Source organism: Litchfieldella xinjiangensis (assembly GCF_000759345.1).
GTDB lineage: Bacteria > Pseudomonadota > Gammaproteobacteria > Pseudomonadales > Halomonadaceae > Litchfieldella_A > Litchfieldella_A xinjiangensis.
The window spans coordinates 190,486-210,573 of sequence record NZ_JPZL01000003.1 but is presented as its reverse complement, the minus strand read 5'-3'; the positions used below and the strand labels follow the sequence as shown (position 1 = coordinate 210,573).

General features: G+C 61.0%; 14 protein-coding genes. 9 read left to right on the top strand and 5 right to left on the bottom strand.

Features of this window, described 5'->3' with window-relative positions; genetic code table 11:
• Nucleotides 1-2: 2 nt before the first annotated feature.
• From JH15_RS13230 to etfB, 3 genes are read left to right on the top strand one after another with little or no spacing between them, the layout of a single operon-like run.
• Complete coding sequence (locus tag JH15_RS13230; RefSeq protein ID WP_043531113.1) at nucleotides 3-2,009, top strand: (Fe-S)-binding protein; 2,007 nt, start codon at nucleotides 3-5, stop codon at nucleotides 2,007-2,009.
• Nucleotides 2,006-3,289, top strand: coding sequence for an electron transfer flavoprotein subunit alpha (gene etfA, locus JH15_RS13225; RefSeq protein ID WP_043531111.1), 1,284 nt, complete (start codon nucleotides 2,006-2,008; stop codon nucleotides 3,287-3,289). Before JH15_RS13230 ends, etfA begins: the two co-directional genes overlap by 4 nt.
• A complete protein-coding gene (gene etfB, locus JH15_RS13220) occupies nucleotides 3,279-4,088 on the top strand; it encodes an electron transfer flavoprotein subunit beta (protein ID WP_043531108.1) in 810 nt (269 codons plus the stop codon). The genes etfA and etfB overlap by 11 nt, the downstream gene beginning before the upstream one ends.
• A 44-nt stretch (nucleotides 4,089-4,132) precedes the next feature.
• On the opposite strand, the gene JH15_RS13215 is transcribed toward etfB, so the two are convergent.
• The 4 genes from JH15_RS13215 to JH15_RS13200 all read right to left on the bottom strand — a co-directional run bounded on the left by JH15_RS13215 (nucleotide 4,133) and on the right by JH15_RS13200 (nucleotide 10,146).
• A complete protein-coding gene (locus JH15_RS13215) occupies nucleotides 4,133-5,029 on the bottom strand; it encodes a DMT family transporter (RefSeq protein ID WP_043531106.1) in 897 nt (298 codons plus the stop codon).
• Nucleotides 5,030-5,134: 105 nt separating this feature from the next.
• A complete protein-coding gene (locus JH15_RS13210) occupies nucleotides 5,135-6,877 on the bottom strand; it encodes a sodium:solute symporter family protein (RefSeq protein ID WP_043531685.1) in 1,743 nt (580 codons plus the stop codon).
• Nucleotides 6,878-7,037: 160 nt separating this feature from the next.
• Nucleotides 7,038-8,630 carry a BCCT family transporter gene (locus tag JH15_RS13205; RefSeq protein ID WP_043531104.1) on the bottom strand — a complete coding sequence of 531 codons (1,593 nt, stop codon included), beginning with the start codon at nucleotides 8,628-8,630 and terminating at the stop codon, nucleotides 7,038-7,040.
• 229 nt (nucleotides 8,631-8,859) lie between these two features.
• On the bottom strand, nucleotides 8,860-10,146 hold the full coding sequence (locus JH15_RS13200) for an aromatic ring-hydroxylating oxygenase subunit alpha (RefSeq protein WP_043531102.1): 1,287 nt from the start codon (nucleotides 10,144-10,146) through the stop codon (nucleotides 8,860-8,862).
• A 361-nt stretch (nucleotides 10,147-10,507) separates the two neighbouring features.
• On the opposite strand from JH15_RS13200, the gene JH15_RS13195 reads away from it, so the two are divergent.
• Nucleotides 10,508-11,614 (top strand): FAD-binding oxidoreductase, encoded by a 1,107-nt coding sequence (locus JH15_RS13195; protein ID WP_043531100.1) that lies wholly within the window; start codon nucleotides 10,508-10,510, stop codon nucleotides 11,612-11,614.
• Nucleotides 11,615-11,764: 150 nt separating this feature from the next.
• Here JH15_RS13195 and fdhA read toward each other — a convergent pair whose 3' ends face one another.
• Nucleotides 11,765-12,952 (bottom strand): formaldehyde dehydrogenase, glutathione-independent, encoded by a 1,188-nt coding sequence (fdhA, locus tag JH15_RS13190; protein WP_043531098.1) that lies wholly within the window; start codon nucleotides 12,950-12,952, stop codon nucleotides 11,765-11,767.
• Between the two features lie 381 nt (nucleotides 12,953-13,333).
• Between fdhA and glyA the strand changes: the two genes are divergently transcribed.
• The 5 genes from glyA to JH15_RS13165 are packed head-to-tail and all read left to right on the top strand — an operon-like array spanning nucleotide 13,334 to nucleotide 20,042.
• Complete coding sequence (gene glyA, locus JH15_RS13185; protein ID WP_043531096.1) at nucleotides 13,334-14,659, top strand: serine hydroxymethyltransferase; 1,326 nt, start codon at nucleotides 13,334-13,336, stop codon at nucleotides 14,657-14,659.
• Between the two features lie 46 nt (nucleotides 14,660-14,705).
• On the top strand, nucleotides 14,706-15,956 hold the full coding sequence (locus JH15_RS13180; RefSeq protein WP_043531094.1) for a sarcosine oxidase subunit beta family protein: 1,251 nt from the start codon (nucleotides 14,706-14,708) through the stop codon (nucleotides 15,954-15,956).
• 12 nt (nucleotides 15,957-15,968) lie between these two features.
• Complete coding sequence (locus tag JH15_RS13175; protein WP_043531092.1) at nucleotides 15,969-16,373, top strand: sarcosine oxidase subunit delta; 405 nt, start codon at nucleotides 15,969-15,971, stop codon at nucleotides 16,371-16,373.
• Nucleotides 16,370-19,414, top strand: coding sequence for a sarcosine oxidase subunit alpha family protein (locus tag JH15_RS13170; protein WP_043531090.1), 3,045 nt, complete (start codon nucleotides 16,370-16,372; stop codon nucleotides 19,412-19,414). The genes JH15_RS13175 and JH15_RS13170 overlap by 4 nt, the downstream gene beginning before the upstream one ends.
• Nucleotides 19,407-20,042, top strand: a complete 636-nt coding sequence (locus JH15_RS13165) for a sarcosine oxidase subunit gamma (protein ID WP_043531088.1) — start codon at nucleotides 19,407-19,409, stop codon at nucleotides 20,040-20,042. Before JH15_RS13170 ends, JH15_RS13165 begins: the two co-directional genes overlap by 8 nt.
• The last annotated feature ends 46 nt before the right edge of the window (nucleotides 20,043-20,088 follow it).

Sequence of the window (20,088 nt, the reverse complement as noted above, 5' to 3'; positions counted from 1 at the left end):
TCATGCTCGACACTCTCCTGCCAATACTCTTCTTTTCCGCCTTGGCGCTGGCGGCGATCGGTGCCGTGCGCCGTGTTCGCCTGTGGCGCCAGGGGCGGCACTCGCCGGTTTCGCTCATCCGAGGCCTGATCGCGATGCCGCGGCGCTATCTGGTCGATCTGCACCATGTCGTTGCGCGCGACAAGGCGATGTCCAACACGCACGTCGCTACGGCCGGCGGCTTCGTGCTGGCGGCCTTGCTGGCCATCGTCGTGCATGGCCTTGGGCTGGACAGCGCGATCCTGGCCTGGGCGCTGCTCGCCGCCACGACCTGCATGTTCGTCGGTAGCCTGTTCGTCGCCAAGCGTCGTCGCAACCCGCCGCCACGCCTATCCAAGGGCCCGTGGATGCGCCTGCCCAAGAGCCTGATCGCCTTTTCGCTGGGCGTGTTCCTGGTCACGCTGCCGACGGCCGGCATACTGCCGGAAGACCTTGGCAGTTGGGTGCTGGCGCTGGCGCTGGCCGGCGTGGTGGCCTGGGGGCTGGGCGAACTGTTCTTCGGCATGACCTGGGGGGGGCCGATGAAGCACGCCTTTGCCGGCGCGCTTCACCTTGCCTTTCATCGCCGCCCCGAGCGATTTTCGGACAAGCATGGGGGCGAAGGTCGCTCCACAGGGCTCAAGGCGCTGCGTCTGGAAGATCCCGCGACAAAGTTGGGCGTCGAGAAACCGGCCGATTTCGCTTGGAACCAATTGCTGGGCTTCGATGCCTGCGTGCAGTGCGGACGCTGCGAGGCGGCGTGTCCGGCCTTCGCTGCCGGGCAGCCCCTCAATCCCAAGAAGCTGATCCAGGACATGGTCGTCGGCATGGTCGGTGGCAGCGATGCCCACTATGCGGGTTCCCCCTATCCGGGCAAGCCGGTAGGCGAGCATGCCGGCGAACCCCACGGGCCGATCGTGACGCGGCCCTCCACAAAAGGGGGCACGGCGCTGGTCGATGCCGAGACGCTATGGTCGTGCACCACGTGCCGCGCCTGCGTCGAGGAGTGCCCGATGATGATCGAGCATGTCGATGCCATCGTGGACATGCGCCGTTTCCTGACGCTCGAGCATGGCAATACCCCTAACAAGGGGGCCGAGGTGCTCGATAACCTGATCGCGACCGACAACCCCGGCGGCTTTGACCCTGGCTCGCGCACGCACTGGGCAGCGGATCTCAACCTGCCGTTGATGGCCGACAAGCGCGAAGCCGAGGTGCTGCTGTGGCTGGGTGACGGCGTCTTCGACATGCGCAACCAGAGAACCCTGCGAGCGCTGGTGAAAGTGCTGCGCGCCGCCCAGGTCGACTTCGCCGTGCTGGGCAACGAGGAGCGAGACAGCGGTGACGTGGCGCGCCGTCTGGGCGACGAGGCGACCTTCCAGTCGCTGGCCAAGCGCAACATCGCCACCCTGGGGCAGTATCGCTTTGCGCGTATCGTCACCTGCGATCCGCACAGTTTCCATGTGCTCAAGAACGAATACGGTGAGTTAGGCGGGAATTACGAGGTCTACCATCACAGCACTTATCTCAATCGCCTGCTCGAGGAGGGCAAACTGTCCCTGAAAGCCTGGAAGGGCGGTACCGTGACCTATCACGATCCGTGCTATCTGGGGCGCTACAACGGTGAATACGAAGCGCCGCGCGACGTGCTCAGGGCGCTCGGGATCGAGGTCGAGGAAATGGCTCGCTCGGGCTACCGGTCGCGCTGCTGCGGCGGCGGCGGTGGGGCGCCCATTACCGATATTCCCGGCAAGCAGCGTATTCCCGACATGCGCATGAACGATGTACGCGAGACCGGCGCCGAGCTGGTCGCCGTGGGATGTCCGCAATGCACGGCCATGCTCGAGGGAGTGGTGGAGCCGCGGGCCGAGATCAAGGACATCGCTGAGCTGGTCGCCGATGCGTTGATCGAGGATGACTCGGCGGAAAGTACATCGCGGGATGAGGCAGCTGGCAAGGCACGTCGCGCCGAGGAAGAGGTGACGCTATGAGCGATATCGTTCGTCGTGATCCACGCAAGGAATGGATTGCACGCAATCGCCTGCACCCCGAGCATTCCGAGGTGCTTGCGGAATTGTGCGGGGGCGCTTCGCCCAGCGAATGGATAGGCCCCAGTGGACTGACACGCCGCAATCCGCATGCCGTAGGCTTCACTGGGCCCAACGGTATCAAGCGCATCGATCGCAGTGGCGCGCAACAGGCCGCGACCCAGCCCGGAGGCCGTCAGGCGCAGCCCAAGGACACGCGTCGCCGCGTCGAGATCGAGACACCGCACTTTCTTGTCGCCGTGGTGCCCGATCTGCCGGGGGGACGGTTGTCGTCGCATGATCGTGACGTGTTGGGGCTGGCCCGGCAACTGGCCGATGCCGATCCCGAACGGCCAGGGGCGGTGCTGGCGATTGTCTTCGGCGCGCACAAGGAAACCACGTTCGACGAGGCCGGTGTCGATCGCTTGCTGCCTATGGAGGACGCAGAATCGTCTGGCTACCTGTCGGAACTGCGTATCGCCGCGCTGCAGAGCGTCGAACGCGAGCTGGCACCACGCTACTGGTTGCTGCCCGATTCCTCGCTCGGTGGGGGCGAACTGGGCCGGCGACTGGCCGCGCGGCTGGGTGAGCGTCCGGCAACCCAGGTCTGGCAGGTCGAGGCAGATGTCGACAGCGACACCGGCTGGCGCTGCACGGCACGCGGTGCCGCAGGCACGAAGGATATTACGCGCGACCTGCCGCGCGTGGCCCTGGCGTTGGCGGAGTGCGCCGAGCCGGTCAGCGAGACGCGCCATGCCACCCAGGCGGTCAGGCTGAACCAGGCACTGCCCGACGTACTCGGGCGCATCGAGGACCTGGGCGAGGTCGCCGTCGACCCGGCCAGTGTGTCGCTGGCCGAGGCGGAGTTCATTCTATCGGCCGGCAACGGTGTCAAGGACTGGGAGGGCTATCATCACGCCGCTCAGGTGCTCGGCGCGACCGAGGGTGCGTCGCGCGTCGCGGTCGATGACGGATACATGCCGCGAGACCGGCAGGTTGGGGCGACCGGCACCTGGGTATCAGCGCGGGTCTACGTGGCGGTGGGTATCTCGGGGGCCATCCAGCATCTGCAAGGCATCCAGAGCTGCGACAAGGTCGTTGCCATCAACCTCAACGAGGGATGCGACATGGTCAAGCGTGCCGATCTCGCCGTGATCGGCGATGCCGGTGAGATTCTCGCCGCACTGGTGGCGCATATTGAACACTACCGGGAACAACAGCAGGAGAATCGCGATGCCGCATAACGCCACGTCGTCGAGTCATGCCGGGCTCCAGGTAGCCGTGCTGGTGTCGATAGGTCGCCATCCGTTGACCGCACGAGCAAGGCGCGCCGACCAGGATGCCCGGGCGGTGGAAATGGCGCTCTCCTTGGATGACGCCGCCATTCGTCTGGTTCATGCAGGTGGAAATGACGATGACAACGAGGAGGCCCTGCGCGGCTATCTCGGCATGGGCATCGACGAGATCAATGTGATCAAGCAGGCCTCAAACGCCGATATCGTCCCGGCATTGGTCACTTCACTGCGTGACGCCGCGCCGCAGCTGGTCTTTACAGGCTCGCGTGCCGAGGTGGGGGAAGGTTCGGGTCTGGTGCCGTATTTACTGGCCGAGGCACTAGGGTGGCCGGTGATCAATGGCCTGGCCCAAGTGGAATCCATCGAGCATGGCGTGGCGACGGTATTGCAGGCGTTGCCGCGAGGAAAGCGTCGACGCTTGCGGGTGCGCCTGCCAGCCATCGCGACAGTGGATAGCAATGCACCGCCTGCGCGCCAGAGTGCCTTTGGCCCGGCGCGACGCGGTGAGCTTGCTGCTCGCGCCTGTTCCAGTATGCCCGACGAACTGCAGGCACAGTGGCATATGCAGACGGCCCGTAAGCGCCCCAAGCGGCTCAAGATCGTCAAGTCGGCCTCGGCCCGAGATCGCTTCAAGGCGGCAGCGGCCAAGGCGGAGGGCGGCAGCGGACAAGTACTTAGCGATGTATCGCCGGAGCAGGGGGCCGAAGCGATCTTTAAGCTGCTCAAGGAAGAAGACGTGCTGCGCTGACGGTGACAGCCTGGCTAGTAAGAGTGGTTTTGCCCCGCCGCGGTTCAGGTGGGGCTTTTCATTGGGACACAGTCTTTGCGAAGCCGTACGTTCTTGCCTTCCCTGCGCAATCCAAACCATGCATGAACCAGCAGTGTCATGATGATCACGCTACCGCCGAGCAAGCTCGATGCCGTGGGTGACTCTCCTAGAAGCCACCAGACCCAGAGCGTGCCAAGCACGGTCTCGACGAGGTAGAACAGCGCCACCTCGGCCGAGGGCAGATAGCGAGTCGCGCTGTTGATGAGCACGGTTGCCAGCGGCATCTGAACCAGCCCCATGAGGGCCAGCACGGCATAGCTTTGCCCGCCGAGTGCCAGGGGGGCGGTGGCCATGGGCAATGCAACCACTGCTGCCAGAATGCCGCCTCCGGCAATGAGCGGTATGCGATCGATCGTGGGGTAGCGGCGCAGCAAGGTCAGGTTGCCGCCCACGGCGGCAGCGGCTGCCAGGGCATACAGGTTGCCTTCGAGCATGCCGCCAGTCTCCGAGCCCATGAAGACCAGCAGCATGCCGACCATGCATGCGACGATCGCCAACAGTGTGCGATACGGCACCTTCTCATGCAGGAACAGGCGCGAAAACAGGGCGGCAAATAATGGCGCTGCGCTCAGGATGACGACAACATTGGCCACGCTGGCGTGCATGATGGCAAGCACGAAGAAAATGGAAATCAGGCCGAGGAGCACGGCGGATGCCAGTGAAGCCTTGGGGTGGCTTCGTAGCGTGGCCAGCCGGTTTCCCAGGCAGCCGACCAGGCCAAGCGCACCGAACATGAACAGGCCGCGCCAGAACACGATGGTCCAGCCCTCCGTGCCGGCGAGCCGTATCAACAGGCCATCGAAACTGAGGAAGACGATACCTGTGAACACCATGACGAGACCACGCCGATAGGGAGTCATTTGCAGAGCATTGCCTCTTGTGCGGCTAGAAACCAACCGCCAGCAACGTGTGCTGGCGGTCGAGAACGAAGGGACTGATTAGCTTGGCTCATGGGCCTGGCATGCTCAGGGTCTAGCCAGGCGTACTTCCTGCAAGGCGAGCTTGCGCGGACGAACTACCCAATACCCCACGGCTCCGGCGATGAGCAGCATGCCACCACACCCGATGGCCAGCATGTAGCCACCCAGGACGGTCCCCTCGGGTATCGCGTAGCGTCCGGCAAGTTGGGCCAGCGTCGTTGCATACTGGCGCCAAAGGAATGCCCCCACGGCGATCCCGGTCAGCATGGTGCACGCTGCCACCCAACGGGTGCCGGAAACCCACTTGGCCTCCAGGCTCGTGTCTCGCTGGTGCAGGAAGGCCCGGTAGTCCCGCTCGGCCTGGCTGACCTGGGTCAAATGCGATGCCAGCAAGATGGCCACCAGTGCCGCGAGCGTGCTGAGAATCACGGGGTGCAGATAGACCGGCAAAGTGACCCATCCCGCTTGGAGCATCAATGACAGGGCGAGATTGCTGACGAAACCGATGGTCAGGCCCCAGCCTGCCCCAGCGGCGGTAATTCGTCGGCTCCATATGCTCATCAGCGCCACGGGCCCCCAGGACGAGGCGAATAGTGTCGCCGCGAACCACACGACGGTCATCACCGCTGGCGGCTGAAAGAGGGCCAGCAGCAAGGTCACCAGACCCGCGACCAGGACAGCGATACGGCTGGTCCGCATGGCCGATGCCTCGTTCAGTGAAGGCGGGAGGATGTCGTTCGAGAGGCTGAAGCCGATGATCGACAGAAAGGTGGAACAGGACGAGAGCCCGGCGGCGAAAACGCCCGTGAGAATGACGATCCCAAGCCATGTCGGCAATATATTGAGTGCCACCCACACCATGGCGCGCTCGGGGTCGAGTTGATCGTTGTAGAGATTGATGGCGGCGCCGGACATCATCATCAATGCGTAGAAGATGGCTAGGGCCACTGCAGTGAGCATGGCTGAACGCATGACCACATGCTCGTTGCGTGCCATCAGGTAACGACTGGACTGCCACGGGCTGGCTGCCAGCACGGCGGCCCATACCAGCCCTAGTGTCAGGCTCCAGGTCAGCGCTTCCCCGGGGGTGGAGAAACTCGCTCCCTGGCCCTCGATGACGCCATGCCAAAGCGCTATGTCGGGTTTTTCCGACTGGCTCAGTAGCCCTTCGATGACCCCGTGCCAACCGCCCAGGTCCTGCAGGATATACAGCGAGCCACCCAAGGCCGCCAGCGAGAAGATCACGAACATGACCGTATCAGTCAGCATGACGCCAGGAGAGCCAGAGTAGAGGATGAACCCCGTGTAGGTCAGCCAGACCAGCACCAGGCCGACCCAGTAAGGCAGGCCCGTGAGTTCAGCGAACATGATGCCGGCCCCCTGCATGACGCCTAACAGATAGGCGCCGAGGCCAAGGATCGTGGTCAGGCCCGCGATGTTCTGGACACGCCGGGAAGCAAAGCGCTTACCAAAGAATTCGGGAACCGTTCTCGCACTGCTGCGCCGCAGGTAACGACCAAAGACCAGCGCACCCAATAGACACCCCGAGGTGCTCAGAGCGGCGAAAATCAACATCACCAGGGGATAGCCCTGATAGGCGAATCCGGTTTCACCGAGGAAGGCACTGGTACTCAAGTAGCTTGCGACCAGGGTGCCGAGAATGAAAAAGGTAGGCGCATTGCGGCCAGCGACCAGATAGTCGTCAAGATGCTTGACCCGGCGTCCAGCCAGATGACCAATGAGGAAGTAACCGACCAAACTCAGCAGGATTGCAATTGTGTAGATCATGGAGGCAGCCGTGGAGTCTTTAACGTTGTAGCCCGAATGATGCCGGGTGTCGCCGACGGTTTCATCGCTACTAGCGGCACGAGGCAAGGCAATTGCGACACGCAATGGTGCTAAGCAAAAGGATCGCCACGACATGGGGCGATCCTTTTGCGTTTCGGTATTACTGGGGTTCTGTCAGCGAAGGCGCTTTCGGGGTGATCGCAAGCTGGCGCCTTTCCTTGTGCAGGCCTACGTAGAGGCTGAAGCACATCGCCAGGAGTACCAGCGTGAAGGGCAATCCTGTCGCTACGGCACCGGCCTGGAGTGCCCCCAGCGCCGTGCTGCCGCCACCATACAGCAGGACGCCTGCGATGGCGCCTTCCAGTGTGGCCCAGAACACGCGCTGGCTCTTGGGCGCATCCGTTTTCCCACCGGCGGTGATGTTATCGATCACCAGCGAGCCGGAATCCGACGAGGTAATGAAGAAAACCAGGACCAGAATGATCGCCAGCGTCGATGTCAGGCTGGTCAACGGCAGCTGTTCGAGCATATGGAACATCGCCAGCGAGACGTCTCCGATGCCATTGGACAGCTCACCGATGCCGTTGGCCGCCTGATACAGTGCAGTACCGCCAAAGGCATTCATCCATACCAGGGTCACCAGCGTCGGTACCAGCAGCACGGCGACCAGGAACTCGCGCACCGTACGACCACGCGACACTCGGGCGATGAACATGCCGACGAACGGGGACCAGGAGATCCACCACGCCCAATAGAAGATCGTCCAGCCGTGGTACCAGGTGCCATCTTCGCGCCCGATCCAGTTAGACAACGGTAGGATATGCCCCAGATAGTCCAGGGTTGTGGTGCCGAGCCCTGTGATAATCATCAAGGTGGGGCCCGCGGCGATCACGAACATGAGCAGGGCTGCTGCGATAATCATGTTGATGTTCGAGAACAGCTTGACCCCCCCATCGATACCACGCCACACCGAGATCAGGGCAATTACCGTCACGACGATGATGATGGCCAGTTGCGTACCGATAGTATTGGGCACATCGAATAGATAGGCCAAGCCACCGGCCGCCTGGGTGGCGCCGAAGCCCAGCGAGGTGGCCAAGCCGAAGATGGTCGACAGTACGGCAAGGATATCGACGATATGGCCTGCCCAGCCGCGCGTGCGCTCGCCTAACAAGGGGTAGAAAGCCGAGCGCAGTGTCAGTGGCAGCCCTTTGTTATATGCAAAAAACGCCAGCGACAGCCCTACGACCGCGTATATGGCCCACGGGTGCAATCCCCAGTGGAACATTGTGGCACCCATGGCCGCGCTGGCCCCCTCTGGCGTACCGGCGGAGACGTTCAAGGGAGTGCCGTACCAGTCGGTGTAATAAGCGACCGGTTCGGCAACACTCCAGAACATCAGTCCGATGCCCATGCCCGCTGCGAACAGCATGGCAAACCAGGAAATGCGTGAAAATTCCGGCTTGGCGTCATTGCCGCCCAGACGAATCTTTCCTACCGGTAGGCAGATCAAAGCGATGCAGAACACCACGAAGATATTGCCGGCAATCATGAACAACCAATCGAAATGTTCGATTGACCAGTTTTTGGCCAAGCCTAGATGAACGTTGGCGGCATCTGGATAGACCAGTGCATAGACAATAAATGCCAGGATAGCGAACGCGGAGAGTGGAAAGACAGGGTTATGAAAATCCAACCCCATGACTTGCTTATTGTCCTGGCCGGGGGCCAGGACAGGATCCTCATGGTCCATAAATCATCCTCTTTTGTTATTGTGCAAGCGCCTGATTGCCCATGCGGCAAGTACGCGGGATCATTCTTGGATGACAGGGCAAACGGCAATTGTTTGAAACCGACCTCGGCATAGCTACTGCCGCACTGCAGGCAATCCTTGTCGATCACTGAGTGTGGTCAGTGCCAGGTTACCCATTAAAAAGACTGGCCCGCTTAGGCGGGCCAGTCGAGGGAGTGTTGTGGCGTCCTCAGCCTTGAGCCAGTTGTAGAGCCGGCGCGTCATAGCCCAGGTTGTTCAGCATGCGTTCTGAATACCAGTCGATAAAGTCGATGACGCCAAACTCGTAGGTCTCTGAGTAGGGGCCGGGCTGGTAGGCCTTCGAGTTGATGCCACGCTGGTTCTCCTCGGCGAGGCGGCGGTCCTGATCGTTGGTGGCGTCCCAGACCCTGCGCAGCTGTTCAGGATCGTAATCGACACCTTCGACGGCATCCTTGTGTACCAGCCACTTGGTAGTGACCATTGTCTGTTGCGGGCCTAGCGGCAGCACACGGAACACGACGGCATGGTCGCCCATGAAGTGATTCCAGGAATTGGGCAAATGCAGGATGCGCAGCGAGCCCATATCCGGACTCGTCAGGCGTCCCATTAGTTTCTTGGAGCCCGGCTGGCCGTCCATGGTCATCGAGACGATGCCGTCCAGAAGCGGAGTTCGGGTCAAGCGGTTGCGCTTGCCGAAGCGCTTGAGCTGCCAGGGCACTTGCTCGTTATCCCAGTCCCCCTGTTTACGAGCGACCAGCGACTTGTACTCAGGCGTGGCCCGCGGATCTTCGGTATCGTCGAATTCCTGCAGCGAGTTGAGCAGTTCCGGGTGGGCGCCATTGCAGTGGTAGCACTCACGGTTGTTCTCGATCACCAGCTTCCAGTTGGCCTGCTCGACGATGCTCGACTCCACGGCCACCTTGACGTTATCCATCTGGTACGGCTCGAGGTAATGCTCCAGCGTCACCAGGAAGTCGTCGATGGCCGGCGGGGTCTCGCTCAGGCTGATAAAGATGAAGCCCCCAGCCGTTCGCACATTGATTGGCTTCAGGCCATAGCTGGCAAGATCGAAGTCACTCCCCATGTCGCTGCCGGCGAACAACAGCCGGCCATCGAGTTCATAGGTCCACTGATGGTAAGGGCAGACCAGCTTGGCCACCTTTCCCTTGTCCTTGACGCAAAGACGGGAACCGCGGTGACGGCAGACATTGTGGAAGGCATGAACCTGTCCATCGTTGCCACGCACGAGGATGATCGGATTCTCCCCGACATCGAGGGTCATGAAGTTGCCCTTGGTGGGGATTTCACTCGTCATGCCAGCAAACAGCCACTCCTTCTCGAAAATCTCCTGCATGTCGAGTGCGAACAGTCTGGCATCATTATAGAACGGCTGGGGAAGTGAAAAAGTGCGTGTCCTTGTCTGCAGCATGTGAGCAGTCGCCTCGCGTGCCTTGGCCAAGGGATCGCCCAATTCGTGAGTCGCTAGCAGGTCCATACCAAATATCCTTTTCTAGGCCGCCTCCCCGCGAGAGCGGCGAAACGGTCAAGTGTTGATGTTCTTGTCGTGAGAGGCCTGGCATTGACGCATGAAATGATCTGTCGTCCGTTATTGTTGGGCCGATTGTGGTAGATGCCCATGGATGTCGATTGTCTATTCGCGACCTCAGATGGTGTAGCGGCGACTTGAAGGGACGAACGGAGCCAGGGATTGGGGGAGGGAGGCATGTGCGTGTCGCTGCCAGACAAGCCAGCCATTTTGGGCATACCCAGAATGCTGAGAAGGAAAGGGCGCTGGACCGTTTGGGCGCAACGGTACGGTGAAGGCATAGCCACGGTACTGCCAGGTAGAGACAACGATGACAATGAACTTTTTCAATCCGGTCACGACCCAGACCTGGACCAACGGTCGCCACTCGGTTCGCTGCGTAAAGGTGATTCAGGAAACCTGGGATGTACGCACGTTCTGTTTCATGGCTGAGCAGCCAGTGCTGTTCTTCTTCAAACCGGGTCAGTTCGTTACCCTGGAGCTGGAGATCGATGATCAACCGATCATGCGCTCATATACAATCTCCAGTTCACCTTCCATACCTTATAGTTTCTCGATTACCGTCAAGCGGATCCCGGGCGGCCACGTATCCAATTGGCTACATGAGAACCTGAAGGTAGGTGATGAGCTTATAGTTCACGGCCCGGTCGGCAACTTCAACTCGATCGACTTTCCCGCCGATAAAGTTCTTTTTCTTTCCGGCGGGGTAGGAATCACACCTTTGATGTCGATGACTCGTTGGCTATTCGATACCAATGCCAATGTCGATGTCGAATTCATTCATAGTGCAAGAGCGCCCCGCGATGTGATTTATCATCGTGAACTCGTGCATATGTTCTCCCGGATACCTGAGTTCAAGCTGCATATCGTTTGCGAACATAAGGACGACATTGGTGAGGCTTGGGCGGGTTACCGTGGCTACCTGACACAACCCATGCTGGAGTTGATGGCGCCTGATTTCCTCGATAGGGAAATTTTCTGCTGCGGGCCTACGCCGTACATGAATGCCATCAAGAATATTCTTCGTAGCAACGGCTTCGACATGAGCCATTACCACGAAGAATCGTTTGGGGCAACGCCCCAGGAAGTGCGAGAGGATGTGCGGGAGCTGGCCGAGCAGGCCGAGGCGGAAGCGGAGGACGTGGATTATGAGGACCTACTGAGTGTCGAATTTTCAGGTTCGGGGAAAAGCGTCCGTATCCAACCTGGCGAAACGGTGCATGCGGCTGCATCGAAGCTTGGCCTGCACATTCCCAAGGCATGTGGTATGGGGATATGCGGCACCTGTCGCGTCGGGCTCAAGTCTGGCGAGGTTGAAATGGACCACAATGGCGGGATAACCGAAGAGGATATTGAAGAGGGTTATATCCTGTCCTGCTGTAGTCGTCCAAAGGGCAATCTGGTCGTCGATTTCTAATTGGAAAGGGCTGGGCATGGAGCGTTTGCTACGCTCTGTGCCTTGGATCTGGATAGCTATTTAACCAGGAAGTACGCAATTCAGCCCGCATGGCGATGACCATGCGGGCTGAATTCGATGTCTACCGGAGTAGCATCTACCAGGATCGAATTACGCTGCGCCCAACAGGCCATGCGGATCAAGCACGAACTTGCTGGCCGCCCCCGAATCGAATTGCTGGTATCCCTGCGGCGCATCTTCCAGCGAAATTACCTGGGCATTGACGATCTCTGCAATATTGAGCCTGCCATGCAAGATGGCCTGCATCAGCTGGCGGTTATATTGCACCACCGGTGTCTGGCCGGTATGGAAAGAATGGCCCTTGGCCCAACCCAGGCCGAAACGCAGGCTGAGGCTACCCGTCTTTGCTGCCTTCTCCGTCGCACCGGGGTCCTCGGTAACGTACAGCCCGGGAATACCGATGGAGCCGGCCTCGCGGGTGACCTCCATCATCTGGTTGAGCACCACGGCGGGTTGTTCCTTGCCGCCATGACCCACCGCCTCGAAGCCGACTGCATCGATGGCGCTATCGACCTGGGGCTCGCCGACGATCGCGGCGATCATTTCTCCCAGCCGATCGTGCTTGCTGAGATCCACCGGCTCGAATCCCATGTTGCGAGCATGTTCCAGGCGTTGCTGGTTGAAATCGCCGATCATCACCACGGCGGCACCCAGCAGACGTGCCGAGGCCGCTGCTGCCAGGCCTACTGGGCCGGCGCCTGCTACATACACAGTCGAGCCTGCGCCGACCTTGGCATTCAGCGCGCCATGGAAACCGGTCGGCAGGATGTCGCTAAGCATGGTCAGGTCGCGAATTCTGGCCATGGCCTGGTCGCGGTCAGGGAACTTGAGCAGATTGAAGTCTGCATACGGCACCATGACATAGCGAGCCTGGCCACCGACCCAGCCGCCCATGTCGACATAGCCATAAGCCCCACCGGCCCGGTCGTCGTTCACATGTAGACAGACCCCGGTATGCCCTTCCTTGCAGGTACGGCAGCGCCCGCACGCGACATTGAAGGGGACCGAGACAAGATCGCCGATATTGAGAAACTCGACATCCTTGCCTTTTTCAATCACCTCGCCGGTGATCTCGTGACCCAGCACCATACCCGAGGGGGCGGTGGTCCTTCCGCGGACCATGTGCTGGTCGGACCCACAGATATTGGTAGAAACGACCTTCAGGATGACCCCATGTTCGATGGCTCGGCCGTTGGGCGTTTCCATCCTGGGGTAGGCAATGTCCTGTACCTCGACTTCGCCCGGACCGATATAAACGACACCGCGATTATCTGACATGCTGCTTCCTCTTGTGCGTTTGCCGTGACCTCGCTTGAAAGGGAGGCCGAGGCGATTCTTGTTGGTCTTGTGACGCCTTGGTTGGTAATGGCCAGGCGTGCATAAGCCTGGGCCTCAAGCGTGGCTCAGGCTCAAGCGAGAGAGTTATCCATGAACGACGCCGGGCAACAGATTGGCGACGTCACGATCTCGCGGACTGACATTCAATGACCGTATCGATCCGCATGTCGCAAATACACCGAGCGGTGACGTCGTTAAGCATCTTGAGGGCGGGGGGCAGCGATACCATCGCGGCAGGATAGCGCTCGTGGAACAAGGGTGGCTTGGTTCTTCGACGCTTCGCATGGCCAATACCGGACAATAAATGAATGAGGAGGCGACATGCTTCACAACGGTTTTTCACCCCAGGCCCGCTTGGCCAATTCCGATAGCGCGTTAGCCATGGCGATCGATGAAGAAGCGGCACGCCAGGAAGCGCATATCGAACTGATCGCCTCCGAAAACTACGCTAGCCGGCTCGTCATGGAGGCGCAGGGCACCCAACTGACCAACAAGTACGCCGAAGGCTATCCCGGGCGCCGCTACTATGGTGGCTGCGAGTACGTCGACAAGGTCGAGACGCTGGCCATCGAGCGCGCTTGCGACTTGTTTGGTGCTGATTTCGCTAACGTCCAGCCACACTCGGGTGCCCAGGCCAACGCGGCGGTCTTTATGGCGCTTATCAAGCCGGGGGATACCGTGCTGGGCATGAGCCTGGCGCATGGCGGACACCTGACCCATGGCGCCGCACCGAACTTTTCCGGCAAGCACTACAACGCCGTGCAGTACGGCTTGAACGCCGACACAGGGGAAATCGACTACGACGAGGTCGAGCGCCTTGCGCGCGAGCACCAGCCAAAAATGATCATCGCTGGCTTTTCTGCGTATTCCCGGGTGGTCGATTGGCGGCGTTTCCGGGTCATTGCCGACGAAGTAGGCGCGTACTTGATGGTCGACATGGCCCACATTGCCGGGCTTGTCGCTGCGGGACTTTACCCCAGCCCGTTACCGCATGCCCATGTGGTGACCACGACGACCCATAAGACACTGCGTGGCCCGCGTGGGGGGCTGATCCTGTCGGCGAATGCGGATGAAGCGCTGGTCAAGAAGCTCAATGGAGCGGTGTTCCCCGGGCAGCAGGGCGGTCCGCTCATGCACGTCATTGCGGCCAAGGCCGTCGCCTTCAAGGAAGCCATGAGTCAGGACTTCGTCAATTACCAGCGACAGGTCATCGCCAATGCGCGTTCCATGGCGCACGTGTTCATGGAGCGCGGCTACGACGTCGTCTCCGGCGGCACCGACGATCATCTTTTCCTGGTGTCGTTGATCAAGCAAGGCGTCACCGGCAAGGACGCGGATGCCGCGCTAGGCCGGGCCCACATTACCGTCAACAAGAACGCTGTACCCAACGATCCGCAGAGCCCCTTCGTGACCTCGGGCTTGCGCATCGGGACCCCTGCGGTCAGCACGCGCGGCTTCGTCGAGTCCGATTGCGAACAACTGGCAGGTTGGATCTGCGACATTCTCGATGTGCTTGCCGATGAGGGCGATACCGGGACGATAGAAGCCGAGGTTCGCGACAAGGTGGTCTCACTGTGCGCGCGCTATCCAGTCTATGGCGAAGCCGCGGTTGGCGAGCCGGGAATCAGCGAGACATCCGTGGCCTGAGCCTGTTCATGAGCAGGCTTTAAAAGGCCGATCGAGGAGAAGACCTATGCAACGCTATTCCGGCTTCGGGTTGGTCAAGCACGCGCTCAGCCATCATGAAAATTGGCAGCGTCAATGGCGCAATCCGACCCCCAAGAAAGAGTACGACGTCATCATTGTCGGTGGTGGTGGCCACGGCTTGGCTACCGCCTATTACCTGGCCAAAGAGCACGGCATCACCAACGTTGCGGTGATCGAGAAAGGCTGGCTGGGGGGCGGCAACACCGCACGCAATACCACGATCGTGCGTTCAAACTATCTTTGGGACGAGGCGGCAGCCCTCTACGAACACTCCATGAAACTCTGGGAGGGCTTGTCTCAGGACCTCAACTATAACGTGATGTTCTCGCAGCGCGGGGTGCTGAACCTTGGCCACACCTTGCAGGACATGCGCGATATTCAGCGCCGTGTGAATGCCAACCGGTTGAACGGCATCGATAGCCAGGTACTGGATGCCAAGGGGGTCCAGGAACTGGTTCCGATAATGGACTGCTCCAAGGGGGCCCGTTATCCGGTCATGGGCGCATCATGGCAACCGCGTGCCGGGGTGGCGCGTCATGACGCGGTGGCGTGGGGCTTTGCGCGTGGTGCCGATGCACGTGGCGTCGATATTCTTCAGCAGACCGAGGTCACCGGTTTCAAGATTCTCGATGGCCGGATCGTCGGGGTACATACCAACCGTGGCGATATCGGGGCCAAGACCGTCGGTTGTGTTGCGGCCGGCAATTCCGGTGTGCTGGCCAAGATGGCCGGCTTCAACCTACCGCTGGAGTCGCATCCCCTGCAGGCCTTGGTGTCCGAACCGCTCAAGCCGATTCTCGATACGGTGGTGATGTCCAATCATGTGCATGGCTATATCAGCCAGTCGGACAAGGGCGATCTGGTCATCGGCGCGGGCATAGACGGGTACTTGGGCTACGGTCAGCGCGGTAGCTACTCGACGGTGGAGCATACCCTGCAAGCCATCGTCGAGATGTTCCCGATCTTCTCCCGGGTCCGGATGAACCGGCAATGGGGTGGCATCGTGGATACCTGTCCGGATGCCTGTCCCATCCTGTCAGCCACCCCGGTCAAGGGCTTGTTCTTCAATTGCGGTTGGGGCACTGGGGGGTTTAAGGCTACGCCGGGCTCGGGGCATGTGTTCGCTGCCAGCCTGGCCAAGGGCGAGATGCATCCCATCGCTGCACCATTTTCCATCGACCGTTTCCACACGGGGGCCCTCGTCGACGAGCATGGCGCCGCCGGTGTCGCGCACTGAGGAAACACTGTCATGTTCCATATTTATTGCCCGTACTGCGAAGAGCATCGCGAGGAAGAGGAATTTCACCCCAAGGGACAAGCGCATATCCAGCGCCCCGCGGATCCTGAGGCCTGCTCCGACGAAGCCTGGGGGGACTACCTGTTCTTCCGCGACAATCCGCGAGGTGTTCACCATGAGCTGTGGGTGCATGCCGTTGGCTGCCGCAAGTTCTTCAATATCACTCGCCATACGGTGAGCTACGAGATTCTCGAGACGTACAAGATGGGGGAGGCGCCCACGGTTACGGCGAAAAGCGTTTCCGAGAAAGACAAGCAGGCCGGCGTACAGGCGGCCACGGGGGGGTGGCAGACCGTGGGTGCCCGGCCCGAGAGCGAGGCATTGAACGACGCATCGAACCAAGGAGCGCGGGTATGAGCCAGGTCAACCGTCTGTCGCAAGGGGGCCGGATCGACCGCTCCCGCCAGCTTCACTTCACCTTCAACGGCAAGCCGTACGTGGGCTATGCCGGCGATACTCTGGCTTCTGCGTTGCTCGCCAACGGCATCGATATCGTAAACCGCAGTTTCAAGTACTCCCGCCCGCGAGGCATTGTCGCCGCCGGGGCGGAAGAGCCCAACGCGATAGTGCAACTAGGATCCAGCGAAGCGACCCAGGTCCCCAATGTGCGCGCGACACAGCAGGCCCTTTACGAAGGGCTGACGGCCCGCAGCACCAACGGTTGGCCCAACGTACAGCGTGACCTGATGGGGATGGTCGGCAAGCTGAGCGGCACCTTCATGCCGCCGGGGTTCTATTACAAGACCTTCATGGCGCCCGCGTCGTTATGGATGACCTACGAGAAATACATCCGCAAGAGTGCCGGCTTGGGACGCAGCCCCACCGAACCCGATCCGGACAGTTATGACCACATCAACCAGCATTGCGATGTGTTGGTCATCGGTGCCGGTCCGGCAGGCCTGGCCGCTGCAGTGACAGCGGCACGCAATGGCGCACGGGTCATCCTTTGCGATGAGCAGGAGGAAATGGGCGGCTCGCTGCTGGACAGCCGCGAGCTGATCGATGATTCGCCGGCAGTGCAATGGGTCGATCGGGTGATCGACGAACTCGCCGCCATGGACAACGTCACTCTACTGCCGCGTACCACGGCCAACGGGTATCACGATCACAACTTCGTGACGCTGCACGAGCGTTGTACCGAGCACCTGGCCGATAGCGCGCCTGCCTCCGGCAGTCGCCGTCAGGCCCGTTCTCGCATGCATCGGGTGCGTGCCAGCCAGGTCGTGCTGGCCACGGGTGCCCATGAGCGTCCGCTGGTCTATGCCAATAACGATGTGCCCGGCAACCTGCTCGCCGGTGCCGTTTCTACGTATATTCGTCGCTATGGGGTGGCACCGGGCCAGAAGCTCGTGCTCTCCGCGACCAATGACCACGCCTACCGCGCTGCACTGGACTGGCGTGAAGCCGGCCGTGAGGTAGTGGCGATTGTCGATGCGCGTGCCAATCCCCAGGGGGATCTGGTCGCCAAGGCCCGGACGCTAGGTATCCCCATCATCACGGAAAGTGCCGTGATCGAGGCCAAGGGCGCCGAGCGCGTCAGTGGCGCCAGGGTCGCCAAGATCGATGCCACGCGGTTTACCGTGGCGGGGGAAGTCGAGGAGCTGGCTTGCGACACTATCGCCAGCTCCGGGGGCTACAGCCCGGTCATCCACCTTTCCTCGCACACCGGCACGCGGCCGACGTGGCGGGACGATATCCTGGGCTTCGTGCCAGGCGAGGTGAAGGGGCTCACATCGGTGGGTGGTGCACGTGGCGTCTATCCGCTCGACGATGTCATCCGTGATGGCATCGATGGAGGGCGGCAGGCGACCCAGGCGGCAGGCCTCGATGCCAATGCCGTCACCGGCCTAGTGCCGCAGGTCTCTGCTCGTGAGGATGGCGCTGCCTGTGCGCTCTACCAGGTTCCGCATCTCAAGCCATCGATGCGTGCGCCCAAGCAGTTCGTCGATCTACAGAACGACGTCACTGCGGCTGGCATCGAGCTGGCTACACGCGAGGGCTTCGAGTCCATCGAGCACGTCAAGCGCTACACAGCGATGGGCTTCGGCACCGACCAGGGCAAGCTCGGCAACATCAATGGCATGGCGATCGCTGCGCGCTGTCTGCATCGTTCGATTCCCGAAGTAGGCACTACCGTCTTCCGGCCAAACTATACGCCGGTCACCTTCGGCGCCATCGTGGGGCGGCATTGCCGCGACCTGTTCGACCCCGAACGCTACACCGCGCTGCATCAGTGGCATGTCGAGCAGGGGGCCGAGTTCGAGGATGTGGGGCAGTGGAAACGCCCCTGGTACTTCCCGCGGACCGTCAACGGCAAGAAGGAAACCCTGCACGAGGCCGTGGCGCGCGAGTGCCTCGCGGTGCGCGAGCGTGTCGGCATCCTCGACGCCTCGACCCTGGGCAAGATCGATATCCAAGGGGCCGATGCGCGTGAGTTCCTGGGCCGCGTCTACACCAACAAGTGGGCCAAGCTGGCACCGGGTCGGGTTCGCTATGGGCTGATGTGCAAGGACGACGGCATGCTCATGGATGACGGGACGACCAGTTGTCTGGGCGAGAATCATTTCCTGATGACCACGACCACGGGCGGGGCTGCCGGAGTGATGGAGTGGCTGGAACTCTGGCACCAGACCGAATGGCCCGAACTGGACGTCTATTTCACGTCGGTCACCGATCACTGGGCGACCATGACCGTGACAGGCCCTGACGCACGCAAGTTGTTGGCTGAGCTTACTGACATCGATCTCGACAAAGAGCAGTTCAAGTTCATGGACTGGCGAGAGGGGACCGTCGCCGGCGTGCCGGCGCGTGTATTCCGCATCTCCTTCACGGGCGAGCTGGCCTACGAGATCAATGTGCAGGCCAACTACGCCATGCATGTCTGGACGGCGCTCTTCAAGCATGGCGAGAAGTACGACCTCACGCCCTACGGCACCGAGACCATGCACGTGCTGCGCGCCGAAAAGGGCCTGATCATCGTCGGCCAGGATACCGATGGCTCGGTCACGCCCGAGGACCTGGGCATGCAGTGGGCCATCGGTTATGACAAGCCGTATTCCTGGATCGGCAAACGGGCCCTGTCCCGCTCTGATACCCGGCGCACCGACCGCAAGCAGTTCGTCGGCCTGAAGCCCAAGGACCCCAAGGTGGTACTGGAAGAAGGGGCGCAGATCGTTTTCGACCCCAACCAGAGCATTCCCATGAGCATGGTAGGTCATGTGACCTCCAGCTATTACAGCCCCACGCTGGGGCATGGCTTTGCCCTGGCCGTAGTGAAAGGTGGGCATGAGCGAATGGGCGAGACCGTCTATTTGCCCATGGTCGACGGCAAGGTTCACGAGGCGGAAATCGTTAGCCCCGTATTCCTCGACCCCAAAGGAGAGCGGCAAAATGTCTGACGTGAAAGAGTTCGATACCCGGCCTGCCGGAAGCCCGAGTGCCGAGTCGCCGTTGGCGTGGTCCTTTCATCGCCGGGGAACGCCGCCTCGTGAAGCCGGTGCAGGCGTGACGCTACGCGAGAAAGCGTTTCTGGGGCACATGGTCCTGCGTGGTGGGGCCATTGTTCTGGACGAGGCCGTGCGTGAGGTGCTGGGCATCACATTGCCTGCCCGGCCCAATACCTTGGCGCTGGATGATAGTGGTGAACGTTCGATCCAATGGCTGTCGCCCGATGAGTGGCTCGTCATCGTGCCCGGTGGCGAGGAGTTTGCGCTGGAAGGGCGGTTGCGCGAGGTGCTGGGACAGGCGCATTACAGCATCGTCAACGTTAGCGGGGGACAGACCGTATTGACGCTACGGGGCGAGAAAGCGCGTGAAACCCTCATGAAGTCAACGCCATACGATGTGCACCCGCAAGCATTCCCGGTGGGCAAGGGCGTCACCACGGTCTTTGCCAAGGCAACGGTCATTCTACGCAGGCCAACCGAAGATACCTGGGAGCTTGTGTTGCGCAGGAGCTTCGCCGATTACTGCTATCGATGGCTGTTGGATGCGGCGGCAGAGTACGGCGTTACAGTAGAACGATAAACCCACAGGCCGGACATGTGCCGGCCTTCTTCCTTGCAAGCCGGTA